Raw genomic sequence first — 12230 nt, 5'->3', positions numbered from 1 at the left:
CCCCGTGACGCCCTGCCGGCGTCCCGGCTAGGTCCCCGTCACGTTTGGTAACGAGTAAGAACAGGGAGTGGAGAGATGGAACAGCTTCTGGCACAGATCGTGGGCGGCGGCCTTGGCGGCGTGGGCGGGGCCAAGGCGATGCCCGGCTCGGACATGGGGGGGTTGGGCAACATGCTTGCAGGCGCCGTAGGTGGCGTCGGCGGCGGCCAGCTGATCAGCGGCCTCATGGGCGCAGGCGGAGCGGCGGCCGCTGGTGGTGTCGATCTGGGCGCCATGGCCGCCAATCTGGTGGGTGGCGGTGTCGCGGGCCTGGTGGTGCAGGTTGTCGTCGGCATGATCGTCAAGAAAATGCGCGGCTGACGGGTTACCCGTCCCCCGCATATCAGCAGCCCGGCGAATTACCTCGTGCCGGGCTGCTGAAAATCCCGCGAACACCGCGCGTATTCAAAATCTTGGAAATCCGGGCTATGATCGACCTTGTATTCGAAAGGTCATTGCCATGCCCAAAGCCTATCTGATCGCCCACATCCGGGTACACGATCCCGAGAAATTCGAAGAGTTCAAAGCCATGTCCGGCCCCGCCATCCAGCAATACGGCGGCCGCGTTCTGGTCCGTAACCCTGCCCCCGATCACCGCGAAGGCGATCTGCGCGGGTTGAGCATCGTGATCGAGTTCGACGACATGGATGGGGCCCGCCAGTTTTATGAATCACAGGAATACACGGCCGCCCGATTGGTGCGCGAAATGGCGGCTGAAACGGACCTGATGCTGGTCGACGGCGTCTGACCTCAGAGGAATGTGTAGTCCTTGAACGTGGCCGCCTCGCCCAGCTTGGTGCCGTCCTCTGCCAGCAACGGCCAGATGATGGCGTTGCGGATCTCGAACCGTTTGCCGGTCGCCGAAACGCGTATGCCAGCGTAGTTTTCAATGAACCCCTTGGCGCGCATTTCGGCAAACATCGCGTCCCGCTGCCCCCGCTCTGCCGGTTCCGCCGTCAGGCGCGAGGGTAACGCCGTGAGCGCATCCCAATCCATCTCCCACAGCTTTTGCGCCGCCAGATTGCCATAGGTAAGAACCGGATCTTCGTCCGTATCGTGCGACAGGATCGGAAACGGCGCGTGATAAAGCACCCGTGCATCTTCGACGGCAAGTAGCGGTCGCCCAGTGATCCTGGCAAAGGTCCCGACAAGAAATTGAGCATGATCGGGCTGGTAGTTATTGCCCAGCGCTGGTTCGGCCAACTGTTTCTTAACCATGGAATTGTTGTCCTGCCGCTCTTCTCAAAAGAAACGCCCCGAACCATTGGCCGGGGCGTATGGACTTCAAACCACCAAGGTGGGCTTATTTCAAAATCGACCGACCCGCGTATTCTGCGGTTTCACCCAGCAGTTCCTCGATGCGGATCAGCTGGTTGTATTTCGCCAACCGGTCCGAGCGCGCCAGCGAGCCGGTTTTGATCTGGCCGCAGTTGGTGGCCACGGCGAGGTCGGCGATGGTGGCATCCTCGGTTTCGCCCGAGCGGTGCGACATCACGTTGGTGTAGCGCGCGCGGTGGGCCATTTCGACGGCCTTGAGCGTTTCGGTCAGCGAACCGATCTGGTTCACCTTGACCAGCATCGAGTTGGCAACGCCCTGCGCGATGCCATCCGCCAGACGCGTGGGGTTGGTTACGAACAGGTCGTCGCCCACCAGTTGTACCTTGTCGCCGATCTTGTCGGTCAGCAGCTTCCAGCCTGCCCAGTCATCCTCGTCCATGCCGTCCTCGATCGAAATGATCGGGTAGTCGGCGCAGAGGTCCGCCAGATATTGCGCGTTCTCTTCCGAGGTCAGCGATTTGCCTTCGCCCTTCAGCTCGTACTTGCCATCCTTGTAGTACTCGGAGGACGCGCAATCGAGTGCCAGGTAAATGTCTTCGCCCAGCTTGTAGCCCGCTTTTTCAACCGAAGTTTTGATGAAATCCAACGCATCGCGGGTCGAGGCGATGTTGGGGGCAAAGCCACCCTCGTCACCGATGCCGGTCGACAGGCCCGCGGCGGAAAGCTCTTTTTTCAGGGTGTGGAACACTTCGGCGCCCATGCGTACGGCTTCGCGGATGTTCGCGGCCGAAACGGGCATGATCATGAATTCCTGGATGTCGATCGGGTTGTCGGCATGCTCGCCGCCGTTGATGATGTTCATCATCGGCACCGGCAGAACGCGGGCCGAGGTGCCGCCCACGTAACGGAACAGCGGCTGACCGGTAAACTCGGCTGCGGCTTTGGCCACGGCCATTGACACGCCCAGGATCGCGTTGGCGCCCAGGCGGGCTTTGTTTGGGGTGCCGTCCAGTTCGATCATGGTGGCGTCAATTGCCACCTGCTCGGTCGCGTCAAAGCCAACCAGCGCCTCGGCGATTTCGCCATTCACCGACGCCACCGCGTCCAGCACGCCCTTGCCCAGATAACGATCCTTGTCGCCATCGCGCTTTTCCACTGCCTCATGTGCGCCGGTCGACGCGCCCGAGGGCACGGCTGCGCGGCCCAGGGTGCCGTCTTCCAGGATCACGTCCACCTCAACCGTCGGATTGCCCCGGCTATCCAGAATTTCGCGCGCGTGAATGTCGATAATGGTGCTCATGATATCGTCCCAGTAGAGATGCTTTGCGCGCCTCATACCGGGCAAAAGCCCATGATAAAAGGGGCTCTTAAGCCGCAGGGCGATGTTTGCGCTCACGCCAGATCGTATAGATGCCCGAACCCACGATCACCGCCGCCCCTGCCAGCATCAGCGCGTCGGGGCGTTCGTCGAAGACCACAAAACCCACGACCAGTGCAAAGATCATGCGCGAGTAGCGAAACGGGGTCACAAAGGACACTTCACCGATCCGCATGGCAGCCACGATGGCATAGTAAGCGGCCACACCCAGCCCCACGACGCCCACAAACAGGCCCCAGATCTTGGGTGTAGGTGCAACCCATGCCTGATCACTGAACTGCGACAGAATGAAAGCCGCCGGGATCAGCATCAGGAACGCCAGAAAGCTCAGCTGGAACGACGACGTCTCTTTAGGAACCTTGCGAGTGGCCAGATCGCGGATCGCCAGCCCAACAACACCCTGCACCGCAAAAAGCGAACGGATGTCGAACCCTTCGGTCCCCGGACGGATAACCAGCATGACCCCGGCAAAGCCCACCAGGATCGCTGACCAACGCCGCCAGCCAACAGGCTCATGCAGAAACAGAGCCGCACCCAGGGTCACGGCCAATGGTGTCGCCTGCAAGATCGCCGACGCCTGCGAGATCGGCGTCAGCGCGATGGCGGTGACAAACCCCAGCGTGCCGATCAGTTCGCCCAGATTGCGCAGCATTACCGGCGCGCTCAGGTAGGCGCGGGTAAAGAGCGGCTGGCGCTTCATCAAGGTCAGAACCGCAAACACAAACGCCCCGCCTGTCCCCAGCACAAAGATGATCTGCCAGGTCGCCATGGCGTCTGCCATCAGCTTGATGAACATGTCTTCGAACGCAAAGCCAAGCATGGCCAGCGTCATCAATCCGGCGCCGCGCAGATTTTCCATTGTCAGGGGTCCCACACAAAAAGGTCGTGTACTGCGCAAGCCATGACGAATCCGCACCACTTGTGCAAGCGGCAAACGGTTGTTCTTTTCATTGATCGGTTACTAACGGATACTTAGGAAAAGGCAACGCGAAGGGGGAGAGAGTAGCGCATGTCAAAGAACCTGCAGGGTGTCCTGTGGTCGATGGTGTCGGTGGCGCTCTTTTCCACCACGGCGGCGATGGCCAAGGTGGCGGTCACGGAATACCACGTGTTGCAAATCCTGTTCATACGGCAGATCGTAGTGTTTATGTCGGCCACCCCTCAGGTGATCCGCAATTTCCCGAACAGCTTGCGCACCCGTCGCCCCGGCATTCATGCAATCCGCATCGCAGGCGCCTTTGTGGCCCTGACCGCCGGGATCTGGGCGGTCGCGGTGCTGCCGCTGGCAACCGCCGTGACGCTGACCTTTGCTCAGGTGTTCTTTCTGGCGCTGTTGGCCGCATTTTTCTTGGGCGAAAACGTTGGCCGACATCGTATCGCCGCCATTGGGGTGGGTTTCCTGGGTGTTCTCGTGGCCATGCGACCCGGGCTGGATGGGTTCATCGATCCTTATGCCCTGATCCCCGTCGTGGGCGCCTTGGGAGCAGCAACCGCGGGCGTGTGCATCCGCAAGTTGTCACAAACCGAGGATACCGCGACCTTGCTGATCTATCAGTCGTTTTTTGTGGGGCTTTTGGCAGGAATTCCCCTGATCTGGCTCTGGCAGACACCGGACATGGATGATCTGCTGTTCATGATCGCCCTTGGCGTGATCGCAACCGTGGCGCAATGGCTGGGCGTGCAGGCGTTGCGGTTGGGAGAGGCCAGCATCATCGGCAATGTTCAATACATGAAGCTGATCTATGCCTCAGCTTTTGGGTTCTTTTTCTTTGCCGAAATACCGGATGCGATGACCCTGCTCGGGGCCGCAATCATCATCGCCTCATCGCTCTACATCTTTCACCGCGAGGCCGTGAACCGCGCGCGCAAGTGATCCGTCCCCCGCCGTGATGCGTAACAAGCACACCAAAAGGGAGAGAGAACATGAACATGATCAAAGCCGCCCTACTGGCAGGTCTCATGGTGCCGGGCCACATGGCCCAGGCCGGGTACGCCAACAACTTCAACGTCTATCCCGTCGCTGCAAACGTGTTCGAAGTGGTGGTTAAAAGTGGCCGCGCCCCCGGCGACTATTGGTGTGGTGCCGGGGTCTATGTGATCTCGCAGCTGTCAAGATCCTCCAGTGACCGCATCTTTGTCTGGAGGGGTCGCGGCGCCAGCGTTGGCGAGCCTGGCAAAACATCCGTGCAATTCAGCCTGACACCGCCACAACAGGGCGCAGTCACCTCGGCTTCGAACACGGTTGATCTGGTGGGTAACGTCCTCAGCTCGGCTCAGGCGCGGGCGTACTGCTACGACAGAACGATCAAGGATTAATCCTTGTTGCGCGGCACGCCGTAGAGTTCCAGCTTGTGACCGCGCAGCTCATACCCCAGCTTTGCTGCGATCTTTTCCTGCAATGCCTCGATCTCGGGGTCGCAAAACTCGATCACCTCGCCCGAGTTCATGTCGATCAGGTGGTCATGATGATCGCGTTCAGCATCCTCATACCGGGCGCGGCCATCGCCGAATTCCAGCCGCTCGAGAATGCCCGCTTCTTCGAACAGTTTGACCGTACGATAGACCGTTGCGATCGAGATCGCGGAATCAAGCGCGCTGGCACGAGCATAAAGCTCTTCGACGTCCGGATGATCGTCGCTTTCCTGCAGGACCTTGGCGATCACACGCCGCTGACCGGTCATGCGCAGCCCTTTGGCTTCGCAGCGCGAAATGATTGTGTCCGGCATGTATGCGGCCCCCAGAGGTCAAGTGGCTTTCCGGTTTAAGCCATAACAGGTCACAGGAAAACCGGAAATCGCGCCATATTGCTGACGAAAACGCCATCTAGTCTGTGTGCATAACAAAAGAGCAGTCGGACGTGGTGATATGGAATATCTATCTGGGATCGGGGTGGATCTGTGGGATGCCAGTTTTGGCAACAAAAGTCGGCTTTGGCCGCTCTATCTGATCGCGACGCTGGTGATTGCCGCGGCGCTTTACCGACTGCGGAGCGAACGCCAGCCGTTTCTGCAATGGCTGATGCCCAAAGCCGTCTGGCTGCACCCCTCGCATATCGTTGACCTAAAGGTCTTTGCGCTGTCTCGGCTTTTAACGGTGGCTGGTGCATTCAACGTAATCGCGCTCGGCACGATAGTGGCGCCCTTTGTGGCGGCACATCTGCCCCTGCCGCAAGTGGCCGAGACAACGCCCCACCCTTTTGTTATTGCCGCACTTTTGCTGGTGGTCAGTGATTTCGCGACCTATTGGGTTCACCGCCTGCATCATGAGGTTCACATCCTCTGGCCATTTCACTCGCTGCACCATTCGGCCGAGGTGATGACGCCGGTGACTGTGTACCGCAAACACCCGATTTATGACCTGACCAAATCCGTGATCCACGGCGCCATGATCGGCCTGACCCAAGGTGTCCTGCTGGCGATGTTCCCCGGTGGCGTGACCATGGGCATGTTGTTGGGTGTGAATGCAGGCTATCTGCTCTTCAACATGCTGGGAGCCAATTTCCGCCACACGCACATCTGGCTCAGCTATGGCCGGGTGATGGAACACATCCTGATCTCGCCCGCGCAGCACCAGATCCACCATTCCATCGATCCTGCCCATCACAACACCAATTATGGCGAAGTTCTGGCGATCTGGGACTGGATGTTCGGCACGCTTTACGTCCCGCAGACGGCCGAGAAGCTGGAATTTGGTCTGGGTGATGCCCAGGGCAACCGCCTGACACAACGCCACGACAGCCTGACAGCGGCCCTGGTTGTGCCCATCCGTGACAGCCTGCGCCAAATCCGCAAAAAGCTGCGCCGCAAGGACGCCAAGCCCACTGTTACCCCGGCCGAGTGAACACATGACCCCAGGCTTTTCCACATACCTCAACCTGCTGCGCTTTGGCGCGGCGATGGTTGTGCTGCTGTCCCACTTTGCCTATCCACGATTTTCGGGCGGAGATTGGATGTGGGTGCGCGAGCTGAACCTGGGCTCGGACGCGGTTGTCATATTCTTTGTGCTATCAGGCTTTGTTATTGCACTGACGGCCGAGCGCAAAGACGACACGATGGGACGTTTTGCATTTTCGCGCCTGTCCCGCCTGATCTCGGTCGCTGTTCCTGCTTTGGTGCTGACCTTGGTGCTGGACCGCATGGGCAGCACCGCTGACCCGGCCAGCTATTTCGCACCTTACTACGCGCCCCTGCCCCTGTGGGAAATGCTGGCACGGGGATTGAGCTTTTCCAACGAATGGTCGGGCCTCAGCGCGCGGCTGGGTAGCAACGGCCCCTTCTGGTCCTTGAGCTATGAGGCTGCCTATTATGTCCTTTTTGCTGTCTGCTTCTATCTGAATGGGTTGCGCCGCGCGGCGTTGCTGGTGCTGTTCTGCCTGCTCTTTGGCCTGAACGTGCTGCTGCTGATGCCCGCCTGGCTGATGGGTGTGTGGCTTTACCGTAAGCTGTATCTGATCAATGGGCTGTCCGCGCAGGCTCTGATGCTTATGACCCTTGGACCCGTCGCAACCTATGCCTTGTGCCTGGCGATCGACGTGTCGGGGATTGTGCAAAGCACCGTGCAACCCATGTTTGGTGCGCATGATCTGCGGTTCTCTGATGAATACCTGTGGAACGCATTGTTGGGAGCGCTGACCACAATGCATTTGTTGGGCGCAGCCGGATTGGCACGTCAAGCCGATCTGTCGCGCCTTGCAGGCTTTGCGAATTGGTGCGCTGGTGGGAGTTTCTCACTGTATCTGGTGCATTACCCTGTGCTGCAGTGGCTTGATGCGAGCCTGCCTGGCTTGAGCAATCTGGCGCTTTTCACAACCACGGTGTTAATCTGCTATGCCTTTGCCGCTGTTTTTGAACGCCCTCTCCCTGCCATGCGGCGGTGGGTGCTTCGCGCCTCAGGTCAAATGCGTTCTGCCACCCATGGCTTGACAAAACCCACTGGGCCCTCCATGTGAGCCACAGGTTTTTGTCCTCTGCCGCGTGAGCAGATAAGACCAAAGAGCGGCTGAACCGCCCGATCCAAGACCCGGATCGCAGTCATGGACCTGAACCTGCTGTTCCCAAAATCACGCGTGGGGCAAAGCGCCGGACCGGCTTGAAGGGCATTCGGCCCCGCAAGCCCGAGGCTCCGCGCGCCCCAAGAGGTCGCCCATAAGGGGCGGCCATGTTGCGTTTGCCGTGTTGGCAGGCGTGAAAGGATATGAAGTGAGCGATTTTGACATGATGGACCTGCCCAAGGTCCTGGTGAACCGCCTGACCGATATGGGCATCACCGACCCTACCCCGATCCAGAAACGTGCCATTCCGCACGCTCTGAACGGCGAAGACGTGATGGGGCTGGCCCAAACCGGCACCGGCAAGACGGCAGCCTTTGGCCTGCCGTTGGTCACTTTGATGCTAAAATACGGGCGCAAGCCCGCGCATGGAGTCGTACGCAGCCTGATCCTGGCCCCGACGCGCGAACTGGCCCAGCAAATTGCCGAGACGCTGAAAGCACTCACCGAAAACACGCCGATCAAGGTTGCGATCGTTGTGGGTGGTGTTTCGATCAACCCGCAGATCAAGCGCCTGGAACGCGGCGTCGATATTCTGGTGGCCACGCCTGGCCGTCTGCTGGACCTGATGGACCGCAAGGCGGTGGACCTGGAAGAATGTTCTTTCCTGGTGCTGGACGAGGCCGACCAGATGCTGGACCTGGGCTTTATCCACGCGCTGCGCAAGATTGCCGGCGTGCTGCCCAAGGATCGCCAGACCATGCTGTTCTCGGCCACCATGCCCAAACAGATGAACGAGATCGCGCAAAGCTATCTGAGCAACCCCAAGCGGATCGAGGTTTCGCCCCCCGGCAAAACCGCCGATAAGGTCACGCAGGCAATCCATTTCATCGCCAAGGCCGAAAAGTCCAAGCTGTTGATCGAGCTGCTGGATGGCCATCGTGAAGAACGCGCAATTGTCTTTGGCCGCACCAAACATGGGTCGGACAAGCTGTCTCGCCTGCTGGAAAAAGCCGGATACGCAACCGCAGCAGTGCACGGCAACAAAAGTCAGGGCCAGCGCGAGCGCGCCATTGCCGCGTTTAAGTCAGGCGAAGTCAAAGTGTTGGTGGCAACAGATGTAGCGGCGCGCGGATTGGACATTCCTGACGTCAAACACGTCTACAACTATGATCTGCCCAATGTGCCAGACGCATATGTGCACCGGATTGGCCGCACCGCGCGTGCCGGTAAGGACGGTGCGGCGATTGCGTTCTGCGCCCCGGATGAGATGGACGAGTTCCGGGCCATCCAGAAGGTGATCGGCCAGCAGATCCCGGTCGCGTCGGGCCGTCCGTGGCAGCCGGTCGAAGAAGAGGCCAAACCTGCGCGCGGCAAAGCTCCGCGCCGCGGCGGCAACCGGGGTGGCAACCGTGGCGGCCCGCAAGGTGGTGCCGGCGCCAAGCCTGCTGGTGGCAACAACCGTCGGCGTCGCGGTCCAAAGCGCGGTGCCAAAAGCGGACCTCGCTCAGCTGCATAATGCCCGAAACAAAGCGCGCTCCTTTTCGGGCGCGCTTTTTTCATCCCGTTTCTACACTCAGCCTGATGAGCAAGCCCAACCGCTCAACAAGAGCCGACGGTGTGTGTTGCACCCCGAGTTTGCAAAACATCGCCTGTATTTGCGTAGTTTGAGCGCGGGAACCAGTCAGACAGATTCTCCATCATGAACGCATCACCGGTTATGAATAGCCGCTCATCACCAATTTCTCTTTCAATCGTGGACCGTCCCAATATGACGGCGGCAAACGAATGCTCGGTTGTTTCAACAAACACATCGACATCAAAGCCGGGAACATCGACGCAGATTTCCAGTGGAAATCCCGGGCGAAACAAAAGCCAGTATTTGTCATGCGCTCCCGAGCTTTCGTTGAACTTGAAACGGATCACGATCCGTCTGTTTGGAAAACTGCTGGTGTCCAGTCGACGCATGGCCCACATGAGCGTCGACAGATCATAGGACAACGCCATTTCAGCGTCGATGTTGCGCTGAGACCAGCGCCCCAACGCAACCAACGCCGGTTCAAGGTCAATTGCCTTTTGGGTTCGCATATAGTCAATCGTCCCTGATGCCGGGTCTTTGACACGTACAACCAAACCAGCTTGCTCCATTTCAGTCAAACGTCGTGACAAAACGGTTGGAGAGACGCCGCCAACAGCCCGCCAAATGTCATTGAACCGCGTTTCTCCGGCCCACATTTCACAAAGGATCGGCAGCGTCCAACGCGCTCCAAGCACGTCGCAGGCTTTGGATACAGGACAAAGAAGGCCATATGGCTTTGCTGATGTCATCACATCCCCCTGCCGCAAGGCTAGCCCCCTCTAGGTTTTCCAGTCCAGTCCCAAAAGCGTAGCGAGCTGATGTCGGGGTGTTACTATCGCAAGCCTTTCAGCAATGAGACCCTAGCAAAAGATGCTTTCTGGAGGACGCAAAATGCCATTTTTCAGTAACTTTGTCTCCCGCGCGTTCTCTGCGAACCGACGACGAGAGGTGTCTGATATGTGCTGTTCGACGCCGCGACGTGCAACGTTTGATCCTTACTGCGTTCGAGCCGCTCAACCCAAAGCGGATAGTCGGCTGACACCGAACTCAAAAGGACAAGATGCGCTGGCACAATCAGTTTTGTTGATTGGGAAGGGTCGAGACTTTTGACCGTCTTGTTGTAGGAAGAGGCTATTTGCGCGGAACAAGGCTCGGACAACGAGGTGTAGCGCAGGAAACAAAGAAGAACCCTGTTACAGACAACCGTCAACTCGCCAGTAGATCGGCCCAGATCGGGAGATGATCCGAAGCGATATGTGCGGGACGGTCCGAGTGCACCCCATGTCCAGTCGCTTTAAGCCCCGGCCCAAGCGCGATCCGATCTAGCGGACCGATGGGCTGAGGCGAAGGAAAGCTGGGAAGCGGCGGCAGGAACCGCATCTTGGGCGCAAGATGGTCCAGCACCGGCTGGCGCGACCATTCGTTGAAATCTCCGGCCCAGACGGTGGGCATTTCGGGCAGGTTCTGAATGTGACGGCTGATGTGCATCACCTGTTGCTGGCGGGAATGGGACAAAAGGCCCAGATGTGCCCCCACAACCCGCAGCGGACCGATGGGCGTGCTAAACGACACCCAAACCGCGCCGCGCGGCTCCATCCCGGGCAAGGACATTTGCCCGGTTTCAAGCTCGCGCAGCCCCTCGCCCCGCCAAATGACGGCATTGCCGTGCCACCCCAGACTGCCGGCTCCGCCCAGATCGACAATGTTCCAGCCTGCTTCATCCAAGACGAAATGCGGCAGCGCTGCAGGGCGTGGTGGCAAGCGTTTGTCCGCCTCTTGCAGCACCACGATCTGCGCACCGATCCGGTCCAGAACCTGCAGAATGCGGCGCGGCAATCGCCGAAAGTCGAGACCGACGCATTTCTGGATATTGTAACTGGCCAATCGAAGCATGAAGAAGGGTCCGAAATGAGAATGTCCGCAATCTGTGCGATGTTGCGGGATAGGTTCAAGGGACGCAAGGTCTCACCCATGGCAGGGGTTCGTTTCCTGTTGACACAACAACACATTGCACATCCTGTGGGCACATGGATCAAAGACGCCCCATCGATGCCACTGGTGCAGCCGCCCTGATCGGGATCGCGCTGTTGCTTGCCTTCAACCAGGTGGTGATCAAGGTCACTGGCACCGGGTTTGGCCCAGTGTTCCAAGCCGGGCTGCGCTCAGCCATCGCCTTGGTGTTTCTGCTTGGCTGGATGTGGGTGTTTCGCAAACGTATCGAATTGCCACGGACGGCCCTTTGGGGTGGATTGGTGACTGGGTTGCTGTTCACGATCGAGTTCATCAGCCTGTATTCCGCGTTGGATGTGACAACCGTGTCCCGCACCTCGATCCTGTTCTATTCGATGCCTGTCTGGCTGACGCTGGCGGGGCATCTGCTGTTGCCGGGTGAGAAACTCAGCTCAGTGCGGATTTTGGGGCTGGTGCTGGCCATGGGTGGCATCGTCGTGGCCTTTGCTGAGCGCGACAGCGGGCAAGTGAGTCTTGCAGGAGATCTCTATTCGCTACTTGGCGCCATGTGCTGGGCCGGGATCGCATTGGTGGTGCGAATGACCGACCTGTCGAAGGCCAGCGCCGAGATGCAGCTGATGTGTCAGTTGGTGGTTTCGGCGCCGCTGTTACTGCTAGCTGCCCCTTTGTTTGGCGAGTTGGTGCGCGATGTGCAGCCTCTTCACCTGGCGGGTCTGGCGTTTCAGGCCATTGGAGTGGTGGGGCTTGGCTTTATGGCTTGGTTCCGCCTGCTGGCGATCTATCAGGCCAGTGGCGTCGCATCGTTCAGTTTTCTGTCGCCGATCCTGGCGGTTCTGCTTGGCTGGGCCTTGCTTGGCGAAGAAATCGGGTTGCAGATTTGGGCTGCACTCGCGCTGGTTGCCGCCGGTATTTATCTGATCAACCGTCCTTGAATACTCGAAGCGCTCCCGCCCTCGCATCATGCCCTGACGGGCCCTTGCTCCGTTGGGCCGGGCGCC

14 protein-coding genes are annotated in these 12230 nt (G+C 59.2%); 8 read left to right on the top strand and 6 right to left on the bottom strand.

What is annotated here, in order from left to right; genetic code table 11:
- The first annotated feature begins 75 nt into the window (after positions 1–75).
- Entirely contained in the window at positions 76–360 is a 285-nt protein-coding gene (locus TRM7615_RS15735) for a hypothetical protein (protein ID WP_108789235.1), read from the top strand.
- A 139-nt stretch (positions 361–499) separates the two neighbouring features.
- Positions 500–787 (top strand): DUF1330 domain-containing protein, encoded by a 288-nt coding sequence (locus TRM7615_RS15730; protein WP_108789233.1) that lies wholly within the window; start codon positions 500–502, stop codon positions 785–787.
- 2 nt (positions 788–789) lie between these two features.
- On the opposite strand, the gene TRM7615_RS15725 is transcribed toward TRM7615_RS15730, so the two are convergent.
- From TRM7615_RS15725 to TRM7615_RS15715, 3 genes are all read right to left on the bottom strand, one after another.
- Positions 790–1257, bottom strand: coding sequence for an MEKHLA domain-containing protein (locus TRM7615_RS15725; RefSeq protein ID WP_108789231.1), 468 nt, complete (start codon positions 1255–1257; stop codon positions 790–792).
- 85 nt (positions 1258–1342) lie between these two features.
- The gene (eno, locus tag TRM7615_RS15720; RefSeq protein WP_108789229.1) at positions 1343–2617 is read right to left on the bottom strand and encodes a phosphopyruvate hydratase; all 1275 of its coding nucleotides are present in this window, start codon (positions 2615–2617) and stop codon (positions 1343–1345) included.
- A gap of 67 nt (positions 2618–2684) precedes the next feature.
- Complete coding sequence (locus tag TRM7615_RS15715; protein WP_108789227.1) at positions 2685–3554, bottom strand: DMT family transporter; 870 nt, start codon at positions 3552–3554, stop codon at positions 2685–2687.
- A 150-nt stretch (positions 3555–3704) separates the two neighbouring features.
- Between TRM7615_RS15715 and TRM7615_RS15710 the strand changes: the two genes are divergently transcribed.
- The gene (locus tag TRM7615_RS15710; RefSeq protein WP_108789225.1) at positions 3705–4568 is read left to right on the top strand and encodes a DMT family transporter; all 864 of its coding nucleotides are present in this window, start codon (positions 3705–3707) and stop codon (positions 4566–4568) included.
- Positions 4569–4618: 50 nt separating this feature from the next.
- Positions 4619–5011 (top strand): hypothetical protein, encoded by a 393-nt coding sequence (locus TRM7615_RS15705; RefSeq protein WP_108789223.1) that lies wholly within the window; start codon positions 4619–4621, stop codon positions 5009–5011.
- Here the strand turns inward: TRM7615_RS15705 and TRM7615_RS15700 are convergent.
- A complete protein-coding gene (locus TRM7615_RS15700; RefSeq protein WP_085795788.1) occupies positions 5008–5421 on the bottom strand; it encodes a Fur family transcriptional regulator in 414 nt (137 codons plus the stop codon). The genes TRM7615_RS15705 and TRM7615_RS15700 overlap by 4 nt on opposite strands.
- 139 nt (positions 5422–5560) lie before the next feature.
- Here TRM7615_RS15700 and TRM7615_RS15695 point away from each other — a divergent pair, with 139 nt between their 5' ends.
- The 3 genes from TRM7615_RS15695 (at position 5561) to TRM7615_RS15685 (ending at position 9201) form a co-directional block, all read left to right on the top strand.
- The gene (locus TRM7615_RS15695; RefSeq protein ID WP_108789221.1) at positions 5561–6535 is read left to right on the top strand and encodes a sterol desaturase family protein; all 975 of its coding nucleotides are present in this window, start codon (positions 5561–5563) and stop codon (positions 6533–6535) included.
- Between the two features lie 4 nt (positions 6536–6539).
- A complete protein-coding gene (locus TRM7615_RS15690; protein WP_108789219.1) occupies positions 6540–7643 on the top strand; it encodes an acyltransferase family protein in 1104 nt (367 codons plus the stop codon).
- A gap of 250 nt (positions 7644–7893) precedes the next feature.
- Entirely contained in the window at positions 7894–9201 is a 1308-nt protein-coding gene (locus tag TRM7615_RS15685) for a DEAD/DEAH box helicase (RefSeq protein ID WP_235824112.1), read from the top strand.
- A gap of 83 nt (positions 9202–9284) precedes the next feature.
- On the opposite strand, the gene TRM7615_RS15680 is transcribed toward TRM7615_RS15685, so the two are convergent.
- Positions 9285–10010, bottom strand: a complete 726-nt coding sequence (locus tag TRM7615_RS15680) for a winged helix-turn-helix transcriptional regulator (protein ID WP_125133699.1) — start codon at positions 10008–10010, stop codon at positions 9285–9287.
- 457 nt (positions 10011–10467) lie between these two features.
- On the bottom strand, positions 10468–11154 hold the full coding sequence (locus TRM7615_RS15675; protein WP_108789215.1) for an endonuclease/exonuclease/phosphatase family protein: 687 nt from the start codon (positions 11152–11154) through the stop codon (positions 10468–10470).
- Between the two features lie 134 nt (positions 11155–11288).
- Here TRM7615_RS15675 and TRM7615_RS15670 point away from each other — a divergent pair, with 134 nt between their 5' ends.
- Positions 11289–12164, top strand: a complete 876-nt coding sequence (locus tag TRM7615_RS15670) for a DMT family transporter (protein WP_108789213.1) — start codon at positions 11289–11291, stop codon at positions 12162–12164.
- Positions 12165–12230 lie beyond the last annotated feature (66 nt).

This window comes from Falsiruegeria mediterranea M17, assembly GCF_900302455.1.
In the GTDB taxonomy this organism is placed as follows: domain Bacteria; phylum Pseudomonadota; class Alphaproteobacteria; order Rhodobacterales; family Rhodobacteraceae; genus Falsiruegeria; species Falsiruegeria mediterranea.
The sequence above is the reverse complement of the archived record's forward strand: the minus strand, read 5'-3'. Positions and strand labels throughout refer to the sequence as shown.